The sequence below is a fragment of the Streptomyces sp. NBC_00464 genome (genome assembly GCF_036013915.1).
Lineage (GTDB): Bacteria > Actinomycetota > Actinomycetes > Streptomycetales > Streptomycetaceae > Streptomyces.
Window position 1 is genome coordinate 7,071,205 of the sequence record NZ_CP107899.1, and the last position, 26,037, is coordinate 7,097,241.

Annotated in this window: 19 protein-coding genes; 5 read left to right on the forward strand and 14 right to left on the reverse strand. The window is 70.6% G+C overall.

The features are described 5' to 3' along the window. The first annotated feature begins 2 nt into the window (after positions 1-2). Together OG912_RS31840 and OG912_RS31845 are read left to right on the forward strand one after the other, a co-directional pair. Positions 3-1,712, forward strand: a complete 1,710-nt coding sequence (locus tag OG912_RS31840) for a thiamine pyrophosphate-dependent enzyme (protein ID WP_327712333.1) — start codon at positions 3-5, stop codon at positions 1,710-1,712. Between the two features lie 17 nt (positions 1,713-1,729). Further along, positions 1,730-2,800, forward strand: coding sequence for an Ldh family oxidoreductase (locus tag OG912_RS31845; protein ID WP_327712334.1), 1,071 nt, complete (start codon positions 1,730-1,732; stop codon positions 2,798-2,800). A gap of 121 nt (positions 2,801-2,921) precedes the next feature. On the opposite strand, the gene OG912_RS31850 is transcribed toward OG912_RS31845, so the two are convergent. The 11 genes from OG912_RS31850 to OG912_RS31900 form a co-directional block, all read right to left on the reverse strand. After that, positions 2,922-5,042, reverse strand: a complete 2,121-nt coding sequence (locus tag OG912_RS31850; RefSeq protein WP_327712335.1) for a glycoside hydrolase family 6 protein — start codon at positions 5,040-5,042, stop codon at positions 2,922-2,924. 204 nt (positions 5,043-5,246) lie between these two features. Next, positions 5,247-6,725 (reverse strand): GH12 family glycosyl hydrolase domain-containing protein, encoded by a 1,479-nt coding sequence (locus OG912_RS31855; protein WP_327713593.1) that lies wholly within the window; start codon positions 6,723-6,725, stop codon positions 5,247-5,249. Positions 6,726-6,787: 62 nt separating this feature from the next. Beyond that, a complete protein-coding gene (locus OG912_RS31860; RefSeq protein WP_327713594.1) occupies positions 6,788-9,544 on the reverse strand; it encodes a glycoside hydrolase family 48 protein in 2,757 nt (918 codons plus the stop codon). 161 nt (positions 9,545-9,705) lie between these two features. Continuing rightward, on the reverse strand, positions 9,706-11,232 hold the full coding sequence (locus tag OG912_RS31865) for an endo-1,4-beta-xylanase (RefSeq protein WP_327712336.1): 1,527 nt from the start codon (positions 11,230-11,232) through the stop codon (positions 9,706-9,708). Between the two features lie 760 nt (positions 11,233-11,992). Continuing rightward, complete coding sequence (locus tag OG912_RS31870) at positions 11,993-12,391, reverse strand: cupredoxin domain-containing protein (protein WP_327712337.1); 399 nt, start codon at positions 12,389-12,391, stop codon at positions 11,993-11,995. A 3-nt stretch (positions 12,392-12,394) separates the two neighbouring features. Further along, complete coding sequence (locus OG912_RS31875; protein ID WP_327712339.1) at positions 12,395-12,925, reverse strand: COG4315 family predicted lipoprotein; 531 nt, start codon at positions 12,923-12,925, stop codon at positions 12,395-12,397. Positions 12,926-13,135: 210 nt separating this feature from the next. Next, the gene (locus OG912_RS31880; RefSeq protein ID WP_326734774.1) at positions 13,136-13,294 is read right to left on the reverse strand and encodes a hypothetical protein; all 159 of its coding nucleotides are present in this window, start codon (positions 13,292-13,294) and stop codon (positions 13,136-13,138) included. Between the two features lie 65 nt (positions 13,295-13,359). Further along, the gene (locus OG912_RS31885) at positions 13,360-14,310 is read right to left on the reverse strand and encodes a cytochrome c oxidase assembly protein (protein WP_327712341.1); all 951 of its coding nucleotides are present in this window, start codon (positions 14,308-14,310) and stop codon (positions 13,360-13,362) included. Between the two features lie 118 nt (positions 14,311-14,428). Further along, positions 14,429-15,454, reverse strand: coding sequence for a 6-phosphofructokinase (locus OG912_RS31890; protein ID WP_148015275.1), 1,026 nt, complete (start codon positions 15,452-15,454; stop codon positions 14,429-14,431). A gap of 143 nt (positions 15,455-15,597) precedes the next feature. Next, on the reverse strand, positions 15,598-16,326 hold the full coding sequence (locus tag OG912_RS31895) for a type 1 glutamine amidotransferase (RefSeq protein WP_326734772.1): 729 nt from the start codon (positions 16,324-16,326) through the stop codon (positions 15,598-15,600). Positions 16,327-16,360: 34 nt separating this feature from the next. Next, complete coding sequence (locus tag OG912_RS31900; RefSeq protein WP_148015277.1) at positions 16,361-17,599, reverse strand: Mur ligase family protein; 1,239 nt, start codon at positions 17,597-17,599, stop codon at positions 16,361-16,363. A 415-nt stretch (positions 17,600-18,014) separates the two neighbouring features. Here OG912_RS31900 and OG912_RS31905 point away from each other — a divergent pair, with 415 nt between their 5' ends. Then, positions 18,015-21,698 carry a S8 family serine peptidase gene (locus OG912_RS31905; RefSeq protein ID WP_327712342.1) on the forward strand — a complete coding sequence of 1,228 codons (3,684 nt, stop codon included), beginning with the start codon at positions 18,015-18,017 and terminating at the stop codon, positions 21,696-21,698. A 58-nt stretch (positions 21,699-21,756) separates the two neighbouring features. Here OG912_RS31905 and OG912_RS31910 read toward each other — a convergent pair whose 3' ends face one another. Continuing rightward, complete coding sequence (locus OG912_RS31910) at positions 21,757-22,704, reverse strand: helix-turn-helix domain-containing protein (protein ID WP_327712343.1); 948 nt, start codon at positions 22,702-22,704, stop codon at positions 21,757-21,759. Between the two features lie 140 nt (positions 22,705-22,844). On the opposite strand from OG912_RS31910, the gene def reads away from it, so the two are divergent. Then, complete coding sequence (gene def / locus OG912_RS31915; protein WP_326734769.1) at positions 22,845-23,390, forward strand: peptide deformylase; 546 nt, start codon at positions 22,845-22,847, stop codon at positions 23,388-23,390. A gap of 9 nt (positions 23,391-23,399) precedes the next feature. Here def and OG912_RS31920 read toward each other — a convergent pair whose 3' ends face one another. After that, complete coding sequence (locus tag OG912_RS31920; protein ID WP_326734768.1) at positions 23,400-24,050, reverse strand: TetR family transcriptional regulator; 651 nt, start codon at positions 24,048-24,050, stop codon at positions 23,400-23,402. 169 nt (positions 24,051-24,219) lie between these two features. Here OG912_RS31920 and OG912_RS31925 point away from each other — a divergent pair, with 169 nt between their 5' ends. Then, the gene (locus OG912_RS31925; RefSeq protein WP_326734767.1) at positions 24,220-25,449 is read left to right on the forward strand and encodes an acyl-CoA dehydrogenase family protein; all 1,230 of its coding nucleotides are present in this window, start codon (positions 24,220-24,222) and stop codon (positions 25,447-25,449) included. Positions 25,450-25,523: 74 nt separating this feature from the next. Here OG912_RS31925 and OG912_RS31930 read toward each other — a convergent pair whose 3' ends face one another. Continuing rightward, the gene (locus OG912_RS31930) at positions 25,524-26,012 is read right to left on the reverse strand and encodes a glutathione peroxidase (protein WP_326734766.1); all 489 of its coding nucleotides are present in this window, start codon (positions 26,010-26,012) and stop codon (positions 25,524-25,526) included. Positions 26,013-26,037 lie beyond the last annotated feature (25 nt).

The window sequence follows — 26,037 nt, forward strand, 5'->3', positions numbered from 1 at the left end:
AGATGACGGACACCTTGAACACGCCAGGCGCCGACGGCGGGGATGCCTTCGTCTCGGCCTGCACCGCCGTCGGCGCCGACTACATCTTCTGCTCATCGGGGTCCGAGTGGGCCCCGGTGTGGGAGTCCCTGGCCCGCCGCCACCGCGACGGGATCCCCTGCCCGCACTACCTCGACCTCACGCACGAGACCGTGGCGGTCGGCATGGCCACCGGATACGGACTCGTCAGGCGCCGGCCGCAGGCAGTCCTGCTGCACGCCGCCCCCGGCCTTCTCCAGGGATCGATGGCCGTCCACGGGGCGCTGCTCGCCGGTGTCCCGATGGTGGTCACCTCCTCGGAGTCGAGCACATACGGGGACGGGCCGGGCCAGGACCCCGGTGGACAGTGGTACCGCAACCTGTCGATCGTGGGCGGACCGCACACCATCGCGCAGCCGTTCACCAAGTGGTCCAACGAGGCCGCCAGCGTCCACACCCTGCCCGGGATGATCACCCGGGCCGCGGAGCTCTCCTGGCGGGCCCCGGCCGGTCCCGCCTACCTCAACATCCCGCTGGAAGTGCTGCTGGAGGAGTGGGACGGGCGTGAGGCCAAGCCCGTCGTGCCGCCGGGCTCGACACACAGCTCGCCGGAAGAGGTCGATCCGGTCGCACAGATGATCCGCGAGGCGGCCAACCCCGTGATCGTCACCGAGACGGCGGGACGCGAGGCGGGCGGATTCGAGGCCCTGCTGGCCTTCGCCGAGGCATGGGGCATCCCTGTCGTCGAACCCGACTCCGCGGTCTGCGCCAACTTCCCCCGCACCCATCCGCTGCACGCCGGCAGCGACATCGGGCCGTGGATGGACGAGGCCGACCTGATCCTCCTGGTCAACTGCCGGGTCCCGTTCTACCCGCCGAGCCGCAGCCCCTCCAAGGCGAAGGTCGTCGTGATCGACGAGGTGCCGCAGCGTCCGCACGTCGTCTACCAGGTGCTCTTCGCCGACCGCTATCTGGAGGGCAACGTGACGAACACGTTGCGCCAGCTCACCAGAAGGGCGAAGGACCTCGACGAGGCGGCCGTCGCGGTGCGGCGCGCCGCCCAGACGGAGCGCCACACGGCCGAGCGGGCCGCAGCGGAACACGCCGAGACGAAGGCGGCAGGGGCCGAGGGCATCGACCCGGTGCTGGTGGCGGCGACCCTGCGGACTCTGGTCGCCGGCCGTGACGCGATCGTCGTCGACGAGACCATCACACACAGCCGGGTCGTCAGGCGCCATCTGCTCACCGAGACCCCCGACTCGTACTTCTACGTGCAGGGCGGACTCGGCCAGGGCATCGCGGTCGCGCTCGGGGCCAAGCTCGCCGCTCCGGACCGGCCCGTCGTCCTCACCATCGGCGACGGCGCGTTCACCTACAACCCGGTCATCCCGTCGTACGACGCCTCGAAGGCGTACGACGTGCCCGTGCTGATCGTGGTGTTCAACAACCGTGTCTACAAGTCGATGAACCTCAACCACCGCAGGTTCTACCCCGACGGCGCGGCGGCCGAGACGGGAGAGTGGCTGGGTACCGACCTGCACCGGCTGCCCCGGCTCGCGGCCTTCGCCGAGCCGTTCGGCATGCACACCGAGACGGTCGACGCCCCGGACGACCTCGGCCCCGCCCTCGACCGGGCCCTCAAGGCCGTGGCGGGCGGCACCACCGCCGTCGTCGACGTCCTCGTCACACGCTGACCCCCAGGAGAACCTCCATGACCGACACACCGACCACCGTGCCGGCGAAGATCCTGGTCCCCGCCGAGGACCTGCGCACCTTCTCCGCCGCCCTCCTGGAGACCGGCGGCCTCAGCCCCGAGCACGCCGCCACCACCGCGGACGTGTTCGTCTGGGCCGCGCTGCGCGGCGTCGACTCCCACGGCATCGCCCGCGTCCCCGCGTACCTGGAGCTGCTGGCCAAGGGCGTCGCCAATGCCGAGCCCGAGCTCACCGTCGAGTCCACCACGCCCGCCGCTGCCGTCCTGGACGCCGACCGCGCCCCCGGTCCGGTGGCCCTCACCGCCGCGGCCGAGGAGGCCGTGAACCGGGCGCGTATCAACGGCATCGCCACGGTCGGCGTACGCCGCACCGTGCACACCGGCGCCATCGGCTACTACGTGTCGAAGATCGCCGAACAGGGCCTGGTCGGCATCGGCTTCGTCTCCGGGATGCCCAACATGGGCTACACCGGGGTCAAGGGTGCCGCCGTGGCCACCAGCCCCCTCGCCATCGCCGTGCCCGCAGCCGACCGTGCGCCGCTGCTCCTCGACATGGCCACCGCCACCATCGCGCTGGGAAAGATCCGCCAGGCGAAGGCGAGCGGCACGCCGCTGCCCGAAGGAGCCGCGGCCACCGCGGACGGCCGGCCCACCACCGACCCGGCCGAGGCCGTCATGCCGCTGCCGCTCGGCGGCGCCAAGGGATCCGGGATGTCCCTCGCGTTCGAGCTGATCACCAGCGTGCTCGTCGGTGCGCCGATCTTCTCGGCCTTCCACTCGGACGACCCCCAGGGCCGCAAGCACCGGCAGAACGCGCTCCTGGTCGCGATCGATCCGGCGGCCTTCGGTGACCCGGACGCCTTCGTCGCCTCCGTGGACGCCACCCTGGGCACGCTCAAGGAACTGCCCCCGGCCGACGGCGCGGACGGGGTCTTCTACCCCGGCGAGCGCAGCGCCGCCACGGCCGCCACCCGTGGTGAGAAGGGAATCGCGGTGGCGCCCAAGGTCTGGCAGCAGCTGACCGAGGCCGCCGCGAAGGCGGGCATCACACTCCCCACCGTGCTCTGACCGTCCCTCACCCATGACACCGCCCCCTGCCGGTTCTCCGGCAGGGGGCGGGTCCGTAGGGAATCCCGGGGCCCGGCCCCCGTCACCGTGTCAGGACGGGGACGGGGGCCGGAGCGCGGGATCAGGGGGCGGTGCCCCAGGAGAGCGCGCCGGTGACGTACACACCGATCTTCGCCGCGTCGGCGAAGCTCGTCGACGTCGAACGGCTGTAGTCGTCCGCCTCGTTGAAGTTGGACCAGTCGCTCTTGTTCAGTCGCAGCTGCATCTCACCCGTGGACGCGCCCGCCGCCAGGGTGCCGCTGCCGAAGCCGACCTCCAGGTAGTGGCTGGCACCGGCCGCCGAACCGGCGGTCTTCACACCGTGCGTCAGGGTCCCGCAGCCGATGACCGCGTAGTCGCACGAGGTACCGAAGGTGGAGGCACCCGCCTCGGGGGTGAACCAGTAGCGCAGCTTCACGGTGGACAGGTCCACCGCGGTGCTGCCGGTGTTGACCAGCTGCAGACCCATCCGGATCTGGTTGTCGGTCGCGGAGGAGTCGGTGTTCTTGTACTGGACCTTGAGCGCACCCGTTCCGGTGCCGCCGCCCGCGGACGTGGTGGCGGACAGCGCGGCGGAGGCCGCCGAGATGTTGCCGGCCGCGTCCTTCGCCTTGACCGTGTAGCTGTACGCGGTGGACGCCGTCAGCGACGAATCGGTGTACGAGGTCGTGGTGGAGGAGCCCACCTGCACACCGTCACGGAACACGTTGTAGCCGGTCACGCCGGTGTTGTCGGTGGACGCCGTCCAGGACAGCGAGACGCTGCCACTGGTCTTCGCCGTCACGGTCACACCGGTCGGCGCGGTCGGCGCCTGGGTGTCGTCGCCGCCACCCGGGTTGCCACTGCCGTCGATCGGCGGGTAGGCGTTCTTCACGAGCTCCTGGAACTGCGCGGAGAACCAGTGACCCGCGAGCGGGGAGTTCGGCAGAGCGCCGGTCATGCTGTTGCCGTTGCGGCCGTTGCCCTCGTACGTCGGGTCGCACATCCGGTCGAAGCCCTTGCCCTCATCGTTGTCGATGGGGGCGCTGTTGCCGTCCGACTCGCCCGGGGGCTTGGCCCACACGTACGCGTCGATGCCGGCCTCGGGGGCCGCGGTGGGACGCTCGCCGATTCCGGCACCGCTCTGGTTGCACCAGTTGCCGGCGTGGATGCGCCGGTCGACCCGGCCGCCGTTGACGTAAGCGTCCACACTGGTCGTCGGGCCCGCGGAGGTCGGGCGCGCGGAGCCGCCCCAGCCGTTGCGGGCGGTGTCGATCAGCATGCCGATGTTGGAGTTGAAGCCCTGGCTCACCAGCAGCGTGCGCAGCGCCTGGGCGAACGTCAGCTCATCGGTGTAGTAGTTCCAGTCGACCCACTTGGACTGGCGAACCGTGGTGCCGTTCACCGAGTCGGTGATCTTGAAGTTCGGCTCCTTGAGAGCCGAGTAGTTGGCCGTGTTCACGATGAAGCCGGCCACGTCGTCGACCGTGGCGCCTTCGGACGTGGCGGCCTTCTTGAACTCCGTGGCGGCCGGACCCATGTTGCTGTCCCAGCCCAGCCAGCCGTGGTGGGCGGCGTCGATGTAGTTGTAGACGTTCGGGATGGCGCCGAGGGTGTGCAGGGCGTAGCCGACACCCTTCTCGTAGTTGCCGTTCGCCTTCATCGTCGCGCAGGCGTCGGTGGAACCGGCGGTGCCGCCCGCGTTGGTGACGATGTTGGGCAGCGAGTCGGGCTCGATGATGGTGACGATCCGCAGGCTCGCGTAGGCCGGGTCGGCGAGGATGTCGGAGATCGGGTCGATGTACTCGTTCTTGTACCGGTCCAGCTCGGTGGGACCGAGCTCACCGTTCGACGCCAGCGCGGCGCAGTCGCGTCCCGGCAGGTCGTAGATGACGACCTGGAACAGGTTCGCGCCCTGGTCCAGCGCGGTGTCCAGGTGTTCGCGCAGGCTCTTCGCGGAGGCCGAGCCCTCGATGGCCGCGATGCGGTCCATCCAGACGAAGGCCGGAGTGTCGGCGATGGCGGCGCCACCCGGTTCGGCCTTCGCCTTGGCGGACCAGTCCGGGTTCACGTATGCCGTGGCGCCCACATAGGGGTTGTCGACCCGCGCGGCTGCGGAGGCGGGGGTCGGGATCGCCACCATCAGTGCTGCGCCCATGGCCAGGGCGGAGGTTGCGGCAAGCCTCCGGCGTAGCCCGTGAATGATCGTGCCTCTGGTACTCATTGCGGCTCCGTATTCCTCTCGTACGCCCGCGGAAACTCCCGCGGACGGCTTGTGGGGGTGTCGCTCCGGTGCGCCGTCTGCGGAGACGGCGAGCCGGGTGGTGCGTCGGTGAGGACGCTGGTGGTTTCCCGATGGCGGGCACAGCGGGGTGATTGGACAGCCCGCCATCGGGAGTTCGCTGGGTGCCGGCCGTTCAGCGGCCGGTCACGGGGCGGTGCCTGCGGACAGGGCGCCGTTGACGTACACCCCGACCTTCGAGGCGTCGGCGAAGGCCGTGTTGGCGGCCCTGCTGTAGTCGTCGGTCTCGTCGAAGGAGGACCAGTCGGCCTTGTTGAGCCGCAGCTGGAGCTCCCCGGTGGAGGCGCCGGGTGCCAGGCTGCCGCCGGTGAAGCCGACCTCCAGGTAGTGGTCCGCTCCGGTCCCTGCCGAACCGGACTGCGCCACGCGGTGGGTGACTCCGCCGCAGCCGATCACCGCGTAGTCGCACGAGGTGCCGTACGAGGCGGAGCCGGACTCACCGCTGAACCAGTAGCGCAGGGCGACCTTGCTCAGGTCCACCGCCGTGGTGCCGGTGTTGACCAGCTGGAGGCCGGGCCTGATCTGGTTGTCGCCGGGCGACGAGTCGTTGTTCTTGTACTGCACCTTGAGCGCACCGGTGCTCCCGCCGCTGCCTGCCGCGGTGGTCGCGCCGACCGCCGCGGAGGCCGCGGAGGTGTTCCCGGCCGCGTCCCTGGCCCGCACGGTGTAGCTGTGCGATGACGAGGCGGCGAGACCGGTGTCGGTGAACGAGGCGGATGCGGTGGAGCCCGCCTTCACCCCGTCGCGGTAGACGTCGTACCCGCTGACACCGGTGTCGTCCGTCGCCGGGGTCCAGGACAGCGAGACCGAACTACTGGTCGTGCCGGTCACGGCCACGCCCGCCGGCACCGTCGGCGCCTGGGTGTCCTCCCCGCCGCCACCGGACTCCGTGCTCGCCTCGAAGGAGAACGCGTTCATCCCGAGGCCCTGACCACCCTGCCAGATCTCGAACCCGGCCTCGGCGTCGATCAGGTAGTGCGCCGGGTCGATCGACCCGCGGCCCACGCCGTCGTCGATCAGGCCCTTCACGTCGAAGTCGGCGAGCTCGGTGGCGCCGCCCTGAAGGACGTACGAGATCACCTTCCAGCCCGAGGCACCGGGACCCGTCCAGACGTCCCAGGTCCGGCCGTCGAGCTGCACCGTAGCGGTGCGGGACCCGATCGGCTGGACTCCGCCGCGGTGGTTCATCCAGATCATGACCTCGGTGCCGTCCGGCTGGTCGTCGGTGACCGGCGCCGAGTTGAACCAGATGTCCATCGACACGTTGTACGCGCCGGAGTCGACCTGGGTGGTCGACCAGTCGGTCGTCACGCTGCCGAGCTCGTCGACGCGCAGCGGCAGCCCGCTGTCCGTCGTGCACACCCCCCAGTGACAGCCCTTGTAGCTGGAGGGGTACGTTGCCGGGGCGCCGTTCGTCGGGAGGGAGAACGAGGACTTGGTGACGCTCCAGGCGCCCGTTGCCGGGTCGACGCTGACGCACTGCTCGGTCTCGGAGTTCCACTCGTTCTGCTGGTAGAGGTACTCCCCGCCCTGCAGTTCGGTGGTTCCCCACTGGGTGCAGTCGGTGACCGGTGCCGCCGATGCGGCCGAGGCGCCGGTGAGCATCGACGCGGCGGCGAGCACGAGTGCCGCGGCCGTCCCGGCCAGCGCCGGGAACCTCAGGCCTGTCACGGCTCGACTCCCCAGGCAAGGGCGCCGGCGACATAGGCCCCGACCTTGGAAGTGTCCGCGTACGCGGTGTTGGTGGCCCGGCTGTAGTCGTCGCTCTCGCTGAAGTTGGACCAGTCGCTCTTGTTGATCCGAAGCTGGAGCTCGCCCGTCGACGCACCGGCGGCCAGCGTGCCGGCACCGCCCGTGAAGCCGATCTCCAGATAGCGGTCGGCCCCCGTCTTCGGGGCGGCCACGGCGACCACGGAGTGGGTGATGTTGGACGAACCGAGCGCGGCGTAGTCGCAGTACGTGCCGAAGGTGCTCGGGCCGCCGTCGGCGGTGAACCAGTACCGCACCTTCACCGTCGACAGGTCGATCGGGGCGCTGCCCGTGTTCAGCACCTGCAGGCCCAGCCTGATCTGGTTGTCGGTGGCGGAGGAGTCGGTGTTCTTGTACTGGACCTTCACCGCGCCGGTGCCGGTCGAGCCGCCGCTCTTCGTGGTGGCGGTGACCGCGGCCGACAGTGCCGATGTGTTGCCGCCCGCGTCCCGTGCCGCGACCGCGTAGCTGTACTCGGTCGCCGCGGCGAGGCCCGGGTCGGTGAACGTCCGGGTGGTGGCGTTTCCTGCCAGTACCCCGTTGCGGTAGACGTCGTAGCCGGTCACGGCGACGTTGTCGGTGGCGGCCGACCAGGAGAGCGACACGCTGTTGCTCGTCGTCGCCGTCACGGTCAGGCCGGCCGGAGCCGTCGGCGCCTCGGTGTCCCCGCCGGGCTCGCTGCCGCCTTCCACCAGCAGCTCCGCGTAGATCGCGAAGGCCAGCGCGAGTGCCGCCTGTGCCCAGAACCGGTGGTAGGTGAAGGTGGGGGCGGCGCCGCCGTCCAGGTAGGCCTGCACCTTCGGCCAGTCCGGGTCGTCCTTGTACCAGCTGCGGATGTCGAGGAAGGTCGAACCCGGCTCGATGGTGTCGCCGTTCGGCATCGTGCCCGACCATCCGGCCGGGATGTACACCTCGTCGTTGAAGCGGTTGTAGTCCTTCCTGGTCTCCGGCACTGAGATGCCCTTGTCGGTGGCGTTCAGCGCCATCGCGTCCAGCAGCGCCTTGGCCAGCGCCGCGGCGTCCTCGTCACCCGACTTGGCGGCGTAGTAGGTGAGGGTCTTGACGTACGCGGCGCCCACACCGACGTCGTTGGCGTAGTCGACGACCGAGACGTGCAGACCCGCGTTGTCCCCGGGGGACGCGGCGTCCCAGGTGTCGGGCTGCCCCGTCCAGCTGAGCGTGGACGGGAAGCGGAAGCTGCCGTCGGCGCCCACCGTGGTCTCGGACGAGGCCCAGGCGACCCACTTGGACAGCACGGCTTCGGCGCTCGCGTTGCCCGTCTCGTGGTAGTACGCGGCGAGGCGCTCCATGCCCCAGGCCTGGAAGCCGAACCAGTTGTTGCTCGGCGGGTCGTGGTAGACCGGCTGCCAGTCGTAGGCCATGCCGTAGAAGGTGGGCGTACCGGCCGGCGGCTCGCTGTAGCTCCCCTCCCAGCTGTTGGTGCAGCCGCCGGCGAAGGCGCCCTCGCTCGACTGCAGCCAGGTCAGGAACTCCAGCTGCCGGGTCAGGCTCTTGGACCAGTCGCCCCTGGCCGTAGCGGACTTGGGGGTCAGCGACGGCACGTTGGACAGCGCCCAGGCCGCCAGCGGGTTCTGGTAGCCCTGGTGGGAGGCACCGTCACCGATGCGCCAGGCCCAGCCACCGCCGCTGCCGGCCGCCGCGCCGCCCCAGGCGTAGTACCAGGACAGCAGGTAGTGCTGGGAGTCCCGGCCCGTGGCGGCCGGGCAGGAAGCGGGATCGGTGCAGTCGCCGACCCGCTTGAAGTACTTGTCGAACATGGCGTAGCGGAGGTAGTCGCCCATCTTGGCGGCCTTCGCGACCGAGGCCGAGACCTCGCCGGCCTTGCCCTGGGCCGAGGCCCATCGGAACGCCCAGTAGGCAGCCTGCACCGCGCGGGCGTCGGCGTCCGGCGCGTTGGTGTACTTCCACTGCTTGGCGTAGCTCGCGTCACCGACGAACAGGTCCAGATATCCGTTGGGACCGCCGTACTTGAACAGGTCGGTGGTGGGCTGCGGGACGGTCTCCCACACCGACTCCTGCGCCCCGCGCTGGTAGGTGTTGATGTAGGAGGCGCCGGCGCCCGGCCCGGACTCGCCGCCGGTGCCCGGCTTGTTGCCGTATCCGTAGACGTTGTCCAGGTCCATCAGCCAGTGCATGCCGTATACGTCCATCGTCCCGTAGGACGAGGCGAGTTCGGTGGCGAGCGGGTCCGTGCCCACCTTGACCGTGCCGTCCAGGGCGGACGGGTAGCCACTGGGCAGCGGGTGCTCCGGGGCGTAGGTCGCGGGGGCCGAGGGGTTGTAGGAGTCGGCGGTCGACTGGTCGGCGTGCTGGGGAATGATGGTCTTCTCGGCCACCGTCCAGGCCGCGTTGAAGGGCGCCCAGTCGCCGGTCACCCGCCCGTACGCCGCCTCCAGCCACATCCAGAAGCTGACGGCCTCCGACGTGGTCTGGTGGCCGTGGTCGGGCGCCTCCACCATCAGGGTCTCGACCGAGTGGTACGGCAGACCGTCCGGGCTGAAGTAGCCGTTGGCGGACGCCTTGATCTTGCCGTACTGGGTGAGGAAGGCCTGCGTGTAAGGGTCGTCGGCCGCGGCCGCACGGGCGCCGGTTCCGGCCGCCGGGGACGCCGGCTTGGCGACGGCGGTGCCCTGTACCAGGCCTGCGGCGAGCAGGCTGCCACCCAGGGCGCTGCTGAATGTTCTACGAGATATCGACACAAATCCTCCATTGGCGGGTGTCATCGGGGGGAGGGAGGGGTGAAGAAAGGGGACGGGGGATGAGCGGGGAAACGCGTGGGGGAGCGGAAGACGGTGCGGGCCGGTGTGGCCGGCGGTCAGGGCTCGATGCCCCAGACCAGCTCGCCGCCGGCATAGACGGCGATCTCGGTGGCGTCCGCGTACGAGGTGCCGGACCCATGGCTGTAGTCGTCCGACTCGTCGAAGTTCGACCAGTCCGTCTTGCTGAGACGCAGCTGGATCTCCCCGGTGGAGGCGCCCGGCGCCAGACTCCCGCCGGTGAAGCCGACTTCGAGGTAGTGGTCGGCGCCGGCCTTCGGGGTGCTCGCGGCGGCGACCCGGTGGGTCACGGTGGAGCAGCCGATCGGGGACCAGTCGCACCAAGTGCCGTATGTTGAGGCGCCGTTGTCGGAGCTGAACCAGTAACGGACCGTCACGTCCAAGAGGTTGACCGCCGCGGTGCCGGTGTTCACGAGTTGGAGACCGGGCTTGATCTGGTTGTCGCCCGCCGAGGAGTCGCTGCTGCGGTACTGCGCCTTGAGCGCGCCGCCCTCGCCGCCCTCGTCGTCGCCGCCGAGTGCGGTGCGCACGGCGGAGTACGCGGGCTTCGGCAGCAGGTTCTCGTCGTACAGATTGGCCGCGCCCTGTCCCGGGAACGTGCTCGGGACCCAGGAGTACTTGTCCGTGTAGTCCCAGACGGTGATGCCGACGCAGCGCTCGACCGCCAGGCAGGCCTCGGTGACCTGCTGGTAGTACGAGGACTGGGTGGCGGTCTTGGCCGCGTCGGCGGGCAGCTGCATGCGCACGTCGAGTTCCGTGACGGCCACGTCGAGACCGAGGTCCGCGAACCGCTGCATGTTCGCCTGCATCTGGTACGGGAAGCCGTACTGGACGGCCAGATGCGCCTGCATGCCGACGCCGTCGAGCGGCACACCCTCGTCGAGTAGTTCGCTCACCAGGGCGTACATGGCGTCGCTCTTCGCGCCGAGCCCCTCGATGTTGTAGTCGTTGATGTACAGCTTGGCGTCGGGGTCCGCGGCATGGGCGGCCCGCAGAGCGGTGGCGATGTAGTCGCTGCCCATGGCGGTGTAGAAGGGGCTCGTGCGGAAGGTCCCGTCCTCGTTGAACGGTTCGTTCACCACGTCCCACGCCGAGACCGCGCCGCGGTAGTGCGTGGCCTCCTCGGTGATGTGGTTCGTCATGGCGGCCTCCACCTGCGCCGACGGAAGCGAACCCACCCAGCCGGGCAGCTGGCTGTGCCAGACGAGGGTGTGGCCGCGCACGGTCTGGCCGTGCTGCTCCGCGAAGTCGGTGATCACATCGCCCTTGGCGAAGTTGAACTGGCCCTGCACCGGCTCGGTGGTGTCCCACTTCATGGAGTTGCCGGGCGTGATCTGCCCGAACTCGGAGCCCAGCGTGGCCGCGTAGGCGGCATCGGGCAGTTCGGGGTTGTCGGTGGCGGAACCGAAGTACTTGCCCTGGGCGGCGGCGAGTTCATGCAACGTGCCCTGCGTGGCCGCGGTCGCCGGTCCACCCGTCAGGGTGGTGGCGAGGGCCAGGGCCCCGACCAGGAGGGTCGGGAGCCCTCCGGTGCGGCTGTGTCTACAGCGCTTCACCAAGCTCATGACAAACGCCTTCCTCGGCCGGGCGGCGTGGGGCGTTGCGGGGAGCGCGGCTGCGCCCCGTAACGCCCTTTTCGCCACCCGGCATTGGGGGAGAAGGGAGGGGAGTGGAGTGTGCAAGTCTTGATTGTGGGAGCGCTCCCAAGGTGGCGTGGTGATGGGCACCTGTCAAGACTTAAATCACAACTGCCTTACGGGCGCGTTAACTCGGCCACACGTCGAACGGACGCCGGGAGTGGCGCGGTTGACGGAGCTGGGAGTCGCTGGTGGTACTCGTCCGCGGGGCCGCTCCCGCTGTCATGTGAACGCTCCGCCGGGCGCGGGGATGAAGGTGCGTGCGGGGCGGGCGTGGTGTGTTCGCGATTGCGTCCGCACGGCAGTGGGGGCGTCGTGGATGTCGCGAAGGGTGTGCACGTTGGGTGATGGACGCGGAGGGTTCATGTGTCGGCTCAACGACTTCCGGCGGGCTGGTTTCCCGGCTGCGCACCGCTCGCGCGCGGTCCGCAGAATCCGCTGGCCAGTCGTGGGGGAGAGGGTGGCCGGTGGCTGCACGGTGAGGTCTGCGCCGGGCGCCCGCCCGTCACACAAGTAGTGCAACTGTGTACCAATCTTGGCGGAGAGTGACGAACGGGGCTGCGTCGAGGGCGGCGCGGGTGGGGCGCCCGGGTGGCTCGCTCGGCGTACGCGAAGGCGTATGCGAAGGCGTGCGCGAGCGGGCGCCCGGCCAGGAAGGCCGGTCCGCCGGGCGTTGCGGAAGGCTGTCTCAGTGGACCGTGAGCGAGCCGGTCATCGTCGGATGGATGGTGCAGATGTACGGATATGAGCCCGGCCGGGCCGGAGCGGCGAAGGTGACCTTTTGCCCCGACTTCACCTGGCCGGTGTCGAAGGCCTTGTCGCCGGTGGCCGTCACGGTATGCGTTGCCGCATCCTTGTTGATCACGGTGACCTTCGTACCCGGGGCGACGGTCAGGGCGGCCGGATGGAACGCGAAGTCCTTGATCGTGATCAGCGCGTCGTCTGCGGGCCGCGAGACGGTGGGCGGGGTGGGGGAGGCGGAGGGCGAGGAGTCGCCACCGCCGCCGGAACAGCCGGCCAGGGCGGTGGCGCAGGCCGCCGAGACCGCCACGGCGATGCGCGCCCTCGCGGGAAGCAGTGCGAGCACGGCTCAGTACCCCCCGTTGTCCGAGGGTGAGGGGGAGGGCGGGGCCTTTGTGATCTTGTTCCCGGCGGTGTCGAGCACGTACCAGGCCGCACCGAAACCGTTCGATCCCTGTCCGTTGGTGTCGCCGGCCCCCGTGTCGCCCGCGTAGCGGTACAGAGGGTGACCGTTGTACGTGATCTCCTTGCGGCCGTCGTCACGCGTCGTGGTGCCGAGCAGGGAGGCCTTCACACCCTCTCCGGCGACCGGCTTCCCGGTGACGGTCGCGGGCGGCCAGGCCGTGGCGCAGTCGCCGTCGCAGGTCGACTTCGAGGAGGTGTCCGCCTCCCAGAGGTACAGGGTCCGCCCCTCGCCGTCCACCAGGATGGTGCCCAGCGGGCTCGACGCGGTCGCCACGGTCCCGGACGCCGCCGCGCCGGTCGCGGACGGTGTGGCGGAAGCCGGGCCACTGCTCCCGCCGTCGTCCGAACATCCGCCGAGTACGGCGGCCAGCAGGCTCACCGTCGCGGCCGCGGCCGTTCCTGCGCGGTTCCCCATCACGAACTCCTCGGACCCGGCCGCCGTACCGGCGGCATCGTGGCCCGACAGTAGGCGCGCACCCGTCCGGCCCCGGACAGGCGCTCGGGGCGAACCCCGGGCCGGCACCGTCCGGGTGTACGGAGCCGGACGGAGCAGGGCCTCTCGTTCGGATCATGCCGGGCTCGCCGATCAGGCCCGATCCGAACGAAAGACCCTGCTCCGTCCCGCTCAGGTCTCGCGGGTGGCGACCATTCCCATCGTGATCAGCCCCAGCACCACCCAGCCGAACCAGAGCCAGCCATTGCTCCCCAGCGCCACCGTGTACGCGGTGACTGCGACCAGCGCACCTACGGTGAGCATTCCCATTGCCTTCGTGGATCCGGACATGCGCGCACCCTCCTGGAGGTTCTGCGGCCGTGACTGCCATCGTCACCCCGAAGGCACCTCCACCGCTACTGTCCGCGCGCCTGCAACGAGGCGAGATAGGCGTTGTACGCCTGGAGCTCCTGGTCGCCGTCCCGGTCCGCGGCCCGGTCCGTGCGCTTCGCCGTCCGCTGTTCCGAGCGGTACCACTGGAACACCAGGGCCACCAGAACCAGCACCGAAGGGATCTCGCTGAACGCCCACGCGATGCCGCCCGCGGCGTTCTGGTCGGACAGGGCGTCGATGCCGAGCGAGGCGGGCGGGTTCTCGTAGACCTTCACCATCGGCTGGCTCGCCATCATCAGCGCGATACCGAAGAAGGCGTGGAACGGCATCCCGGCGAACAGCTCCAGCATCCGCATCAGATAGCCGGGGCGGTGCGGCCCGGGGTCGATGCCCATGATCGGCCAGAAGAAGACCAGCCCGACCGCCAGGAAGTGCACCATCATCGCAAGGTGCCCGAGGGTCGAGCCCATCAGGAAGTCGAAGAGCGGCGTGAAGTACAGCGCGTACAGGCTCGCGATGAAGAGCGGGATGGTGAACACGGGGTGCGTGATGATCTTCATGTAGCGGCTGTGCAGCAGCATCAGGAGCAGCTCACGGGGCCCCTTGCTGCCTCGCGCCGCGACCGGCAGGGCGCGCAGTGCGAGGGTCACGGGCGCACCCAGCAGCAGCAGGATCGGCGACAGCATGCTGATCACCATGTGCTGCACCATGTGCACGCTGAACATGACCATGCCGTAGTCGTTCAGCTTGGTGCACATCACCAGGGCGATGGTCAGGACCCCGACGAGGAAGAAGGCGATCCGGTTGACCGGCCACGGGTCCCCGCGCCTGCGCAGCCGCAGCACCGCGTACCCGTAAAGGACCACCGCGAGGACGCAGCCGGTCAGGAAGAACGGGTCCGCGGAGAACTGGAGCCCGCGTCCCAGCGTGAACGGCGGCAGATCCATGTTCATGCCGTGCCCGCTGTGATCCATCTGTTCACTCCCGATGGGGACGCCGGGACGTCCCCGTTTCGTGCCGGTTGTCCCGACCAGAGTAGAACCGCCCCCGGCCGCAGGTGCGGCCGGGGGCGGTCTCAGGTCGTGGTGTGGCTCAGAGCACGCACTCGGCCTCGGAGTACCGCTCCGCCGGGACCGTCTTCAGCGTCTCCACGGCGTCCGCGAGGGGCACCATCGTGATGTCCGTGCCGCGCAGGGCCGTCATCATGCCGAACTCGCCGCGGTGCGCAGCCTCCACCGCGTGCCAGCCGAAGCGGGTCGCGAGGACGCGGTCGTACGCGGTCGGCGTGCCGCCGCGCTGTACGTGGCCGAGGATCACCGGGCGCGCCTCCTTGCCCAGGCGCTGCTCCAGCTCGATGGAGAGCTGCGTCGCCACACCGGCGAAGCGCTCATGGCCGTAGACGTCCTTGACGCCCGCCTGGAACTCCATGGAGCCCTCGCGCGGCTTCGCGCCCTCGGCGACCACGACGATCGCGAACTTCTTGCCGGCCGAGAAGCGCCGGCCGACCAGCTCGGTCAGCTCGTCGATGTCGAAGGGCCGCTCGGGAACGACGATGGCGTGGGCGCCGGCCGCCATGCCCGAGTGCAGGGCGATCCAGCCGGTGTGACGGCCCATGACCTCGACGATCATGACGCGCTGGTGGGACTCGGCGGTGGTCTTCAGCCGGTCGAGGGCCTCGGTGGCCACGCCCACCGCGGTGTCGAAACCGAAGGTCACGTCGGTGGAGGCGATGTCGTTGTCGATCGTCTTCGGTACGCCGACGATGGGCAGGCCCGCCTCGGACAGCAGGTTGGCCGCCTTCAGTGTGCCCTCGCCACCGATCGGGATGATCGCGTCGAGGCCGAGGTCCGCGACATGGCCCCTGGCCGTCTCGACACCGCCGCGCAGATGCGCGGGCTGCACCCGGGAGGATCCGAGGATCGTGCCGCCGCGGGCGAGGATGCCGCCGACCGCGTCGAGGTCGAGCTTGCGGTAGTCGCACTCGAGGAGGCCCCGCCACCCGTCGTGGAAGCCGATGACCTCGTCGCCGTGGTCGACCACAGCGCGGTGGACGACGGAACGGATGACGGCATTGAGGCCGGGGCAGTCGCCGCCGGAGGTGAGCACACCAATTCGCATTGCCCGGGGAACCTTTGCAACGTGGGCCGACGACCGGACCACGTCGTCCGGTTGGATCCCCGCCACCCTACCGGCGCAGGGTGGCGGGACCGAACCGGGCGTCCGCCTGCTGGACTCCGCTCAGCTGAGCGAAATAGGCCTCATCAGGCGGGCTGTGTCGCCGCGGCGATCCGCTCGGCGCGCAGCGCCTCGTACCAGCGGTCGTCGGTGGGCGGCAGCGCGTTCACATCGAGGGCCAGCTTCAGCAGCAGATCCGCGATCAGCGGGTTGCGCGCCATCACGGGCCCGTGCATGTACGTACCGAAGACGGTGTCGTTGTACGCACCCTCCGTGCCGTCTCCCGTGCCGTTGCCCCGGCCGAACCGCACCCGGGCGAACGGGCGTGCCGTCGGCCCGAGATGGGTGATGCCCTGGTGGTTCTCGAAACCGGTCAGCGGCGGCAGTCCGAGGTGCGGGTCGATGTCCCCGAGTACGTCGCCGACGCATCGTGCGCCCTCGCCGCGGGTGGAGACCACGTCGAGCAGCCCGAGACCCTGCTCGCGCTCACCGAGGTCGTTGACGAACTCGTGGCCGAGGATCTGGTACCCGGCGCAGACCGAGAAGATGATCGCGCCGTTCGACGCGGCCCGGCTGAGACCGCCGTCGCGGCGCAGCCGCTCCGCCGCGAGCCGCTGCGGCCGGTCCTCACCGCCGCCGATCAGATAGATGTCCCCGGACGTGGGGACCGGCTGGTCGCTGCGCACGTCGACGCGCGACACGTCGAGACCGCGCTGACGGGCCCGGCGCTCCACCACGAGGGCGTTGCCCTGGTCGCCGTAGGTGCTCAGCAGGTCCGGGTAGACCCACACCAGCCGCAGGCTGTTGTTGCTCATGCTTCGTCCTCTCCGGAGGGGCCCGGGGCCGGGGTCAGTTGCCGACACGACGGCGCAGATCCTGGAAGGCGGTGTAGTTGGCGATGACCTCGATGCGTCCGGGCGGTGCCTGCTGGACGGCCTCGTCGAGGTTCTCGCAGACCCGGAAGTCGAGACCGGCGACTTCGAGACGGACCGCGAGGTCCAGCTTCCGGTCACCGAGCACGAAGATCGGGTGCCCCGCGAGCTGGGTGTAGTCCACGTCCCACAGCCACGAGGTGTCCGTGCCGTCCGCGCCGCGGGCGTTGACGGACAGGATCACCGGGGTGGGCGGCGGATCGATCAGGGAGAAGGTCTCCAGCCAGCCCGCCGGGTTCTTCGCCAGCAGGAGCCGCAGCTCACGCCCGAGGAAGGTGACCACGTCGTAGCGGCCGGCGACGGCCTGCACCTGGTACATCCGCTCCAGGGCGACCTGCGGCGGCACCCCGAAGACGGCGGCCACGGCGGCCGAGCTGGTCGCGTTGGCCTTGTTGGCGCGGCCGGGCAGCTGGAGGTGGATGGGCCACGCCGAACCGTGCGGGTCGAGCACGTAGTCGCCGTGCAGGACCCAGCTGGGCGGCGGGCGGCGGAAGCCGCACTCGCCGCAGAACCAGTCGTCGCCGGGGCGCTGCATCACACCGCCGCAGGACGGGCAGGACCAGGCGTCGTCCTTCCACGCCTGGCCGGCCGCGACCCACACCACGTTGGGAGAGGAGGAGGCCGCCCAGACGATCAGCGGGTCGTCGGCGTTGGCGACGATCACGGCCTTCGAGCCGGACAGGCCCTCCCGCCACTTCTCGGCGAGCATCCGGGTCTCCGCGGCGCGGTCCAGCTGGTCGCGGGAGAGGTTGAGGAGTGCGATCACCTTGGGCGTCGTGTCGCGGGCGACGCCCGCGAGGTACTTCTCGTCGACCTCGATCACGCCGTACTGCGCGTCCGAGCCACCGGCCAGGGCCGAGGTGATGCCCGCGGGCATGTTGGCGCCCAGCGCGTTCGACACGACCGGGCCGGCGGCCCGCAGCGCCTCGGCGATCAGCCGGGTCGTGGTCGTCTTGCCGTTCGTCGCCGACACGAGGATCACGTCCAGGTGCTGCGCCAGCCGCCCGAGCAGGTCGGGGTCGAGCTTGAGCGCCACCCGGCCGCCGATCACCGATCCGCTGCCCCGCCCGGCCGCCCGTGACACCGCCGCAGCGGCCTTGCCCGCCGTCACGGCCAGCTTGGCCCGCGGCGACAACGGCTCCGTGTTGCCTGCCATCGTCCTAGATCCTCCTTGCATCGGTCCGCGCCCAGCCTATCGATGTCCGGTGCGGCGGAGGCACGGCGGCACCGTCCGGGGTGTGGAGTTCCCGTGGAACGGAAAACGCGCGAAATAACACCGCTTCATTGATCTGGCAAACATACAGGTCAGGAGGGATTTGTAGCCGGCAGGTGCGGCGGCGCCACGTGACTTCACCGGAGGATCCGGTCGGCCTTGATGTCCTGTATCCCACTTCGGGGTTCCGTATCGGCCGCGGTGCCGCCCGCGGCCGCCCGGTCGCCGGTGACGTGGGCGGTGCCGGCGCCGGCTCGCCGCTCCGCGCGGCGAATTGTCCAGTCCGGTTTCCGCCATGTCGTAAGTGCGACATCGGACAAGGCTGTGCAGGGGCCGCCACGCCCGTTAAATCCATCCCATGAGATCCATAAACAGGAGCCGGTTCCTGCCGGCTGCCACCGCGCTGACCATGGCGCTCACCGGGTGGGCGGGGGTGTCGGCGGCTGCGGCGGCGGACCCCACCACGGCCGCTCCGGCGAGCGGCCCCGCAGGCCCGTCGTACGACATCACCCTGGTCACCGGCGATGTCGTCCACTACACCGACCTGCCCGGTGCCAACGATGTCGTGACGGTCGATCTCGCCGATCCGAACGCCGGCGGCGTGCAGGTGCGGACGCAGGGGGACCACACGTATGCGGTGCCGACGCAGGCGATGCCGTTGCTGGCCGCCGACCGGCTCGACCCGCGCCTGTTCGACGTCACCGAGTTGGTGGCGATGGGGTACGACGACGCGCGGACCGGCTCCGTGCCGCTGATCGCGACGGCGCCGGAGAACGCCCGTTCCGCCCGGCCTCCGGCCGCCCCCGAGGGCGCGACGACCGTGCACACACTGAAGTCGATCGACGCGACGGCGATGCGCACCGCCAAGGACGACGCCCGTGCGTTCTGGACGGACGTCGCTCCCGGGAAGGCGCCGCGCACCCTCGGCGGCGGCATCGGGAAGCTGTGGCTGGACGGGAAGGTCAAGGCTTCCCTGGCTGACGAGACGTCACAGATCAAGGCGACCGATGCCTGGCAGAAGGGCTACGACGGCAAGGGTGTGAAGGTCGCGGTGCTCGACACGGGCGCCGACCTCGACCACCCGGACCTCGTCGGCCAGGTGGACGTGTCGAAAAGCTTCGTCCCGGGTGAGGATGTCGACGACGGCCACGGCCACGGCACGCACACCGCTTCCACGATCGCCGGAACCGGTGCCGCCTCCGGCGGCAAGGAGAAGGGTGCCGCCCCCGGCGCCCGGCTGCTGATCGGCAAGGTACTGAGCAACAAGGGCAGTTCCGGCAGCAACTCCGATGTCATCGCCGGCATGGAGTGGGCCAAGGACCAGGGCGCGGACATCGTGTCGATGAGTCTCGGAACCCCCGACGGGTCCGACGGCGAGGACCCCATGTCCGAGGCCGTGAACACCCTGTCGGCGAACGGCGGCCCACTGTTCGTGATCGCCGCGGGCAACGCCTACGACCCGGGCACCATCGGCGCCCCGGGCGCCGCGGCCTCGGCGCTGACCGTCGCCGCCGTCGACAGGAACGACGAGCGCGCGGAGTTCTCCAGCCAGGGCCCGCTGACCGGCACGCACCAGCTCAAGCCCGACGTCTCGGCGCCCGGTGTGGACGTCTCCGCCGCCGCGTCTCAGTCGGTGCCCGGCTGGACCGGCGGCTTGTACCGGACGATGAGCGGCACGTCGATGGCGACGCCACTGGTCGCCGGCACCGCCGCGATCCTGAAGGAGCGGCACCCCGGCTGGAGTGGTGAGCGCATCAAGAACGTGCTGATGAGCACCTCGCACCGCACCGACGAGACCCCCTTCGAGACCGGCACCGGCCGCGTCGACACCGTCGCGGCGATGGACTCCACGATCGAGGCGACCGGCTCGGTGGCCGCGGCCACGTACAACTGGCCGAACGCCGACGCCAAGGCGGCCACCCGTACGATCACCTACCGCAACGACGGCGACGCGGACGTGACGCTCGACCTCGCCACGGGCACCGAAGGGGACGCGTACACGCTGTCCGCCTCCTCGGTGAAGGTCCCGGCGAACGGCACCGCGGAGGTCACCCTGACTCTCGACCCCTCGAAGGCCGCCGCGGGCACCACGTTCTCCGGCCAGGTCGCGGCCACGGACGCCGCCTCCGGCGCCGTGGTGGCGCACACCGGGTTCGGTCTGTTCAAGGAAGCCGAGATGTACGACTTCACCATCAAGGTGAAGGACCGCGACGGCAAGCCCGCGTCGGACTCGGTGGCGTTCTACGACGCGGCCGCCGCCCTGCCCTCGTACATCAACGTCGACGGCGAGAAGACCCTGCGCCTGCCGCCGGGCCGCTACTCCGTCTCGTCGTACATGGACGTGCCGGGTGAGAGCTCCGACTCGCTCGGCGAGGCGCTGCTGATCTCCGACGAGGTCACGTTGGACGCCGGGCACAAGCAGGGCACCGCCGTCCTCGACGCGACCCGGGCACGCAAGGTGTCCGCGGTCCCGGAGCGGAAGAGCGAGACGTCCCAGACGGTCTTCGGCCTGTCGCGCCAGTACGCCGACGCCGCGCAGCACGGCTGGTCCACCTCGCTGTTGCTGCCTGCCAAGTACGACTCCGTCTACCTGACGCCGACCGAGCAGGTCGCCGACGGCTCGCTGAAGGCGTTCATGAGTTGGCGGATGCGCCAGCAGGCGCTCGCCGCGACGACCGGAACCCGCCGCGAGGTCACGCTGGTCCCGCAGGGCGGCACCGCGTACCACGACGGCACCGACACCCTGAAGACCGTCTACGCGGGTCAGGGTGCGGCAGCCGACTACGACGGGGTCGACGCGCGCGGCAAGGCCGTCGTGATCGACCGCAGCGACGCCGTGACCGCGGCCCAGCGCGCGCAGGCCGCCTCGGCCGCCGGCGCCGCGATGCTGATCGTCGCGCACGACACCCGTGGCCGCCTCTACCAGACGTACAGCGGAGGCGGTGACGTCACCATCGCGTCGGTGCCGCAGGCGGACGGCGCGCTGCTGATCACCGAGGCGAAGTCCGGCCGCGGCACGCTGCGGGTGACGCAGCGGCAGTTCCCGGACTACACCTACGACCTCGTCGAGAAGTTCGACGGCCGCATTCCGGACAGGTCGCTGGCCTACAAGCCGGACAACGGCGATCTGACCCGTCTGAACACCAGCTACTACGGCGCCAAGGGCACGCTCGGACTCGGCGGCCGGTACTTCGTCCCGACGTGGAGCCCGGCACTCGGCGGCGACTCGTACGAGCAGTACGGGCGCACCCGCACCGAGTACGTGACCCCGGACACGAGCGACGTCGGCGCCTGGTGGGAGCAGCACCAGGGCCTGGGTGACGCGGCGAACTACTGGGAGAGCGGCTATACGCAGGCGCCCGCCGCCCGGTCTGCGGAGGCCGCCTGGTTCAAGCCGGTGCAGGCCCCGCGCCCGGCCGACGGCTACTCCGTCTACGCCACCGGCAGCAACACGCTGATCTGGAACATCCCGATGCTGTCGGGCGGCGACGCCGGCCACGTCGGCTTCGGCGGAACGGCCCGGACCTCGCTCCACCGGGGCGACACCCAGCTGGCGCAGGTCGACTCCCGCGCCGGCCGGGCGTACAACCTGACCACGGGCTCGTACCGGCTGGTGGCCGCAGGGCAGCGCGGAACGACGGCGTGGAGCACCTCCACGACGACCAGCACCACATGGGGCTTCGACTTCAAGGCTGCGCCTGCGGGCACCCTGGCCCGGCAGGACGTGCCGATGCTGAACCTCGGCTACGACGTCGACACGGACCTCCAGGGAGCGGCGCGGGCCGGCAAGCACCTGCGACTCGGCCTGCACGCGTACTCGTTCCCCGGTGACGTCACGGCGGACTCGGCCACTCTCCAGGTGTCGTACGACGACGGGGCGACCTGGCGCGACGCGAAGCTGAAGCGGGCCGGTGACGGCCGGTGGACGGCGCAGCTGGACACACCGCGCAACGCCCGGGCGATGTCGCTGCGGGCCGGCGCCACCGCACGCGGCGGGCTCTCCGTCCAGCAGGACGTCATCAGGGCGGTCACACTGCGCTGACCTCGCAACGACCCCGGGGGCGGGGGTGAGCCGGTGCGACCGGCTCACCCCCGCCTCGTCACACCCAGCCCCGGTCTCTCGCGTGCCACCCCAGCTGGAGACGGGTCGTCGCGTCGGTCCTCACCATGAGCGCCTGGAGCCTGCGCTGCACGGTGCGCACCGACAGCCGCACCTGACCGGCCACCGCCGTGTCCGTGAGACCGGCGAGCAGCAGTCGCAGGATGTGCGCGTCGAGGTCGTCGATCTCCGCGTGCGGCAGCTCCTGGTACGGGCGGGCACGCCCCCACACCTGCTCGAACAACTCCCGCGCCACATGGGCCAGTCCGCCGCGCAGCACCACCGCCGGGTCCACGTCGGCGTCCCGTCCGTGCAGCGGCAGCATCGCCACCGCGCCGTCGCACAGGATGAGCTTGTAGGGGACCTCGGTGACCGTGCGTACGTGGACCCCGTCGGCCAGTGACTGCGCCACCTGATCCGCAGCGCCCGGCTCGCCCAGGAATCCCTGATCGATGACGGCCCGCACCCGCACATCGCGCGACATGGCCGTCACTTCCGCGCTGTCCGCCGGGGTGACCGCCTGGGGTGTGCCGGCGGAGAAGATGTCGATGGTGCTGCGCGCGGAGAGCTGGAGTTGGAGATAGCGCGTGCGGATCGCGTCGGTGCCCTCGACGATCTCCACGAGGTCGCGCTGGGCCCGGTCGGCGGTCGCCGTGCGGTACGTCTCCGCGAGCCGCGCCACCGCGAGTTCGGCGCGCTGGAGGCGTTCGCGGTGGGCGGCGAGTTCGGCCCCGAGGGCGACGGCGGGAGGCGCGGCCGCATAGCGCAGGCCGTCGGCCACCCGCAGGACCAGCCCGCGGTCGGCCAGGGTGCGCAGCGCGGCGGCGGTCCGCTGTTCCGGCAGGCCGACCGCGTTGGCCAGCTGTTCGTAGCCGGGCGAAGGCAGCGCTATCAGCACCTGGTACACCGAGTCCTCGTCCGCCGTGAGGCCGAGATCCTGCAGGCTCATCGGCGCCCACCTCTGTTCTCCTCGTACGCACCGGACCGTGCCGCCTGAAGTGTCGCAGGTTGCCGGCGGCGAACCGGCCACGGCCACGGCCGCGACCGCGGCCGGCACCCGGCATTTCCGTGGAACGTACGATGGCCCTCATGCGAAACCGCCCCATCCCCGGCAGCTCCGGCCTCGTCCGGACCATGAGCCTGCTCGGTGACCCGGTGCTCCACGCCGCGTGCGAGCCCGTCACGGACTTCGGGCCCTCGCTCGCCCGGCTGGTCGAGGACATGTTCGCCACGATGTACGCGGCGCAGGGCGTCGGTCTCGCCGCCAACCAGGTCGGTGTGCCGCTCCGGGTGTTCGTCTTCGACTGTCCCGACGACGAGGACGTCCGCCATCTCGGGCATGTGGTCAACCCCACGCTCGTCGAGGCGGACGGCGTCACGGTGCGTGGCCCGGAGGGCTGCCTCTCCCTGCCGGGGATCGAGGCGGGCACACCTCGCTACGACCACGCAGTGGTCGAGGGGCTGACGGTCGGGGGCGAGCCGGTGCGGATCAGCGGGACGGGCTTCTTCGCCCGTTGCCTCCAGCACGAGTGCGACCATCTCGACGGTGCCGTCTACACGGACCGGCTGACCGGGCTGCGCCGGGCACGCGCGCTGCGTGCGGCCCGCCGGGCGCCCTGGGGGCGCACCGGTTGACCGGCGGCTTCAGAACCCGGTTCCGCCGGGGCGGTCGCCGACCTCGGCCAGCCTGCCCCAGAGCAGATCGGCCAGACTCCGTACCAACTGCTCGCGCGAGCAGGGGCGTTCGCTCAGCCACCAGTCGCCGGCCGCTTGTGCCATGCCGATGATGCCGTGGCCCCAGATCCGGGCCATCTGCTGGCTGTCCGGGCCGAGATCCACCCGTTCCGCGATGACTGTGGCGAGCTCCTCGCCGAGGCGGCGCAGCAGTGGGGCCGAGTGCCGCCCCACATCGAAGCCCTGCTCGGACGAGGGCGCCGCGTCGTCGGACGGGTGCATCAGGAAGCGGTAGACCTGCGGACGCGCCTCGATCGCCGCGAGATAGGTGTCGAGCGTCGCCTCGATGCGTTGGCGGCGGTCGGCGGGGGCGTCGAGCGCGGCCCGCAGGGCGCTCAGCAGTGCGTCGGTGTGCCGCTTGGCCAGGGCGCGGTAGAGGCCGCCCTTGTCGCCGAAGTGCCGGTAGAGGATGGGCTTGGTGATGCCGGCCTCTGCCGCGATGGCGTTCATCGATGCCCCGGGGCCGTCCCTGAGCACCACGCGGTCGGCGGCCTCCAGCAGCTCGCGGCGGCGGCTTTCGGCCGCGGTCCGCTGTCGCTCGGCCTGTCGTGTGGTCTCCATGGCGTTTCTCCCACCCCTGGCCCTGCATGTCCGTCCTGCCTGCGCAACGTAACACCCTGCCCAGCGGTGCGTGGATCGCCGCCCGAGCGGTTGACACAGGCTACTTGTCGGTAACAGACTGTGGTTACCGCAAGTAACCAGATTTTGACGGCAGCACGTGGAGGGGAACATGGCCGAGTTCACGCTCGATCTCAACGACGACCAGAAGCAGGTCCGTGACTGGCTTCACGGCTTCGCCGCAGACGTGATCCGTCCGGCAGCTTCGGAGTGGGACGAGCGTGAGGAAACGCCCTGGCCCGTCATCCAGGAGGCCGCCAAGGTCGGAATCTACTCCCTGGACTTCTACGCGCAGCAGTTCTTCGACCCGACGGGCCTCGGCATCCCGATGGCGATGGAGGAGCTGTTCTGGGGCGACGCGGGCATCGCCCTGTCGATCGTCGGTACGGGCCTGGCGGCCGTCGGCGTCCTCGCCAACGGGACCGAGGAGCAGATCGGCACCTGGATCCCGCAGATGTACGGCGACGCGAACGATGTGAAGGTCGCCGCCTTCTGTTCCTCCGAGCCCGACGCCGGTTCCGACGTCGCCTCGATGCGTACCCGCGCGGTGTACGACCAGGCCAAGGACGAGTGGGTGCTCAACGGCACCAAGACCTGGGCGACCAACGGCGGCATCGCCAACGTCCACGTCGTGGTCGCGGTCGTCGACGCGGAGCTCGGTTCCAAGGGGCACGCCTCCTTCATTGTGCCGCCGGACACCGCGGGCCTCTCGCAGGGCCAGAAGTTCAAGAAGCACGGCATCCGCGCCTCGCACACCGCCGAGGTCGTCCTGGAGGACGTGCGCGTCCCGGGCCACTGCCTGCTCGGCGGCAAGGAGAAGCTGGACCAGCGCCTGGCCCGGGCCCGCGAGCGTGCCGCCTCCGGTGGCGGCGAGCGCGTGAAGAACGCCGCGATGGCCACGTTCGAGGCGTCCCGCCCGGCCGTCGGCGCGATGGCCGTCGGCACCGCCCGTGCCGCGTACGAGGTCGCGCTGGACTACGCGAAGACCAGGACCCAGTTCGGCCGTCCGATCATCGACAACCAGGGCATCGCCTTCCAGCTCGCCGACATGCGCACCCAGATCGACGCGGCGCGCCTGCTGGTCTGGCGCGCCTCGTGGATGGCGACCGCCGGCAAGCCGTTCGAGTCGGCCGAGGGCTCCATGTCCAAGCTGTACGCGAGCGAGACCGCCAAGAAGGTCACCGCTCAGGCGATCCAGATCCTCGGCGGCAACGGGTTCACCCGTGAGTACCCGGTGGAGCGCATGCACCGCGACGCCGCGATCTACACGATCTTCGAGGGAACGAGCGAGATCCAGCGCCTGGTGATCGCCCGCACGCTGTCCGGGATGCCCATCCGCTGACGCCCCGCAAGGCCGCCGGTCCCGGCCCCGCTCCCTGTCGCGCCGACAGGGGGCGGGGGCCGGTGCGAGGATGCTCAGGCGGGGAGCTGCGCCTCGATGGCCGCGACGACCTCCGGGGCCTCCGGCTCCGTCCGGGGGCGGATCCGGGCGACCGGCTCACCCGCGGGGGAGATCAGGAACTTCTCGAAGTTCCACTGGACGTCACCGGCCTCGCCGTCCGCGTCCGCGAGCCGGGTGAGCTCCGTGTAGAGCGGGTGCCTGCCGGCACCGTTGACATCGGTCTTCGCCAGCAGCGGGAAGCTCACCCCGTACGTCGTCGAGCAGAAGGTCTGGATCTCCTCCGAGCTCCCGGGCTCCTGGCCGCCGAACTGGTTGCACGGCACGCCGAGCACCGTGAAGCCGCGGTCCCCGTACTCCTTCTGGAGCCGCTCCAGACCGGCGTACTGCGGGGTCAGCCCGCACTTGGAGGCGACGTTCACCAGCAGGACCGCCTGGCCGCTGTAGGCGCCCAGCGTGGTCGGCTCGCCGGTGAGCGTGTGGAGCGGGATGTCGTGCAGCGTCATGGGTGTCTCCTAGTCATTTGTCTTC

What these genes read in the sequence shown, in the direction of transcription:
- OG912_RS31840 (WP_327712333.1), top strand. Translation starts at nt 3, where the DNA reads ATGACGGACACCTTGAACACGCCAGGCGCCGACGGCGGGGATGCCTTC.
- OG912_RS31845 (WP_327712334.1), top strand. Translation starts at nt 1,730, where the DNA reads ATGACCGACACACCGACCACCGTGCCGGCGAAGATCCTGGTCCCCGCC.
- OG912_RS31850 (WP_327712335.1), bottom strand. Translation starts at nt 5,042, where the DNA reads ATGAGTACCAGAGGCACGATCATTCACGGGCTACGCCGGAGGCTTGCC.
- OG912_RS31855 (WP_327713593.1), bottom strand. Translation starts at nt 6,725, where the DNA reads ATGCTCACCGGCGCCTCGGCCGCATCGGCGGCACCGGTCACCGACTGC.
- OG912_RS31865 (WP_327712336.1), bottom strand. Translation starts at nt 11,232, where the DNA reads ATGAGCTTGGTGAAGCGCTGTAGACACAGCCGCACCGGAGGGCTCCCG.
- OG912_RS31875 (WP_327712339.1), bottom strand. Translation starts at nt 12,925, where the DNA reads ATGGGGAACCGCGCAGGAACGGCCGCGGCCGCGACGGTGAGCCTGCTG.
- OG912_RS31880 (WP_326734774.1), bottom strand. Translation starts at nt 13,294, where the DNA reads ATGTCCGGATCCACGAAGGCAATGGGAATGCTCACCGTAGGTGCGCTG.
- OG912_RS31885 (WP_327712341.1), bottom strand. Translation starts at nt 14,310, where the DNA reads ATGGATCACAGCGGGCACGGCATGAACATGGATCTGCCGCCGTTCACG.
- OG912_RS31890 (WP_148015275.1), bottom strand. Translation starts at nt 15,454, where the DNA reads ATGCGAATTGGTGTGCTCACCTCCGGCGGCGACTGCCCCGGCCTCAAT.
- OG912_RS31895 (WP_326734772.1), bottom strand. Translation starts at nt 16,326, where the DNA reads ATGAGCAACAACAGCCTGCGGCTGGTGTGGGTCTACCCGGACCTGCTG.
- OG912_RS31900 (WP_148015277.1), bottom strand. Translation starts at nt 17,599, where the DNA reads ATGGCAGGCAACACGGAGCCGTTGTCGCCGCGGGCCAAGCTGGCCGTG.
- OG912_RS31905 (WP_327712342.1), top strand. Translation starts at nt 18,015, where the DNA reads ATGAGATCCATAAACAGGAGCCGGTTCCTGCCGGCTGCCACCGCGCTG.
- OG912_RS31910 (WP_327712343.1), bottom strand. Translation starts at nt 22,704, where the DNA reads ATGAGCCTGCAGGATCTCGGCCTCACGGCGGACGAGGACTCGGTGTAC.
- def (WP_326734769.1), top strand. Translation starts at nt 22,845, where the DNA reads ATGCGAAACCGCCCCATCCCCGGCAGCTCCGGCCTCGTCCGGACCATG.
- OG912_RS31920 (WP_326734768.1), bottom strand. Translation starts at nt 24,050, where the DNA reads ATGGAGACCACACGACAGGCCGAGCGACAGCGGACCGCGGCCGAAAGC.
- OG912_RS31925 (WP_326734767.1), top strand. Translation starts at nt 24,220, where the DNA reads ATGGCCGAGTTCACGCTCGATCTCAACGACGACCAGAAGCAGGTCCGT.
- OG912_RS31930 (WP_326734766.1), bottom strand. Translation starts at nt 26,012, where the DNA reads ATGACGCTGCACGACATCCCGCTCCACACGCTCACCGGCGAGCCGACC.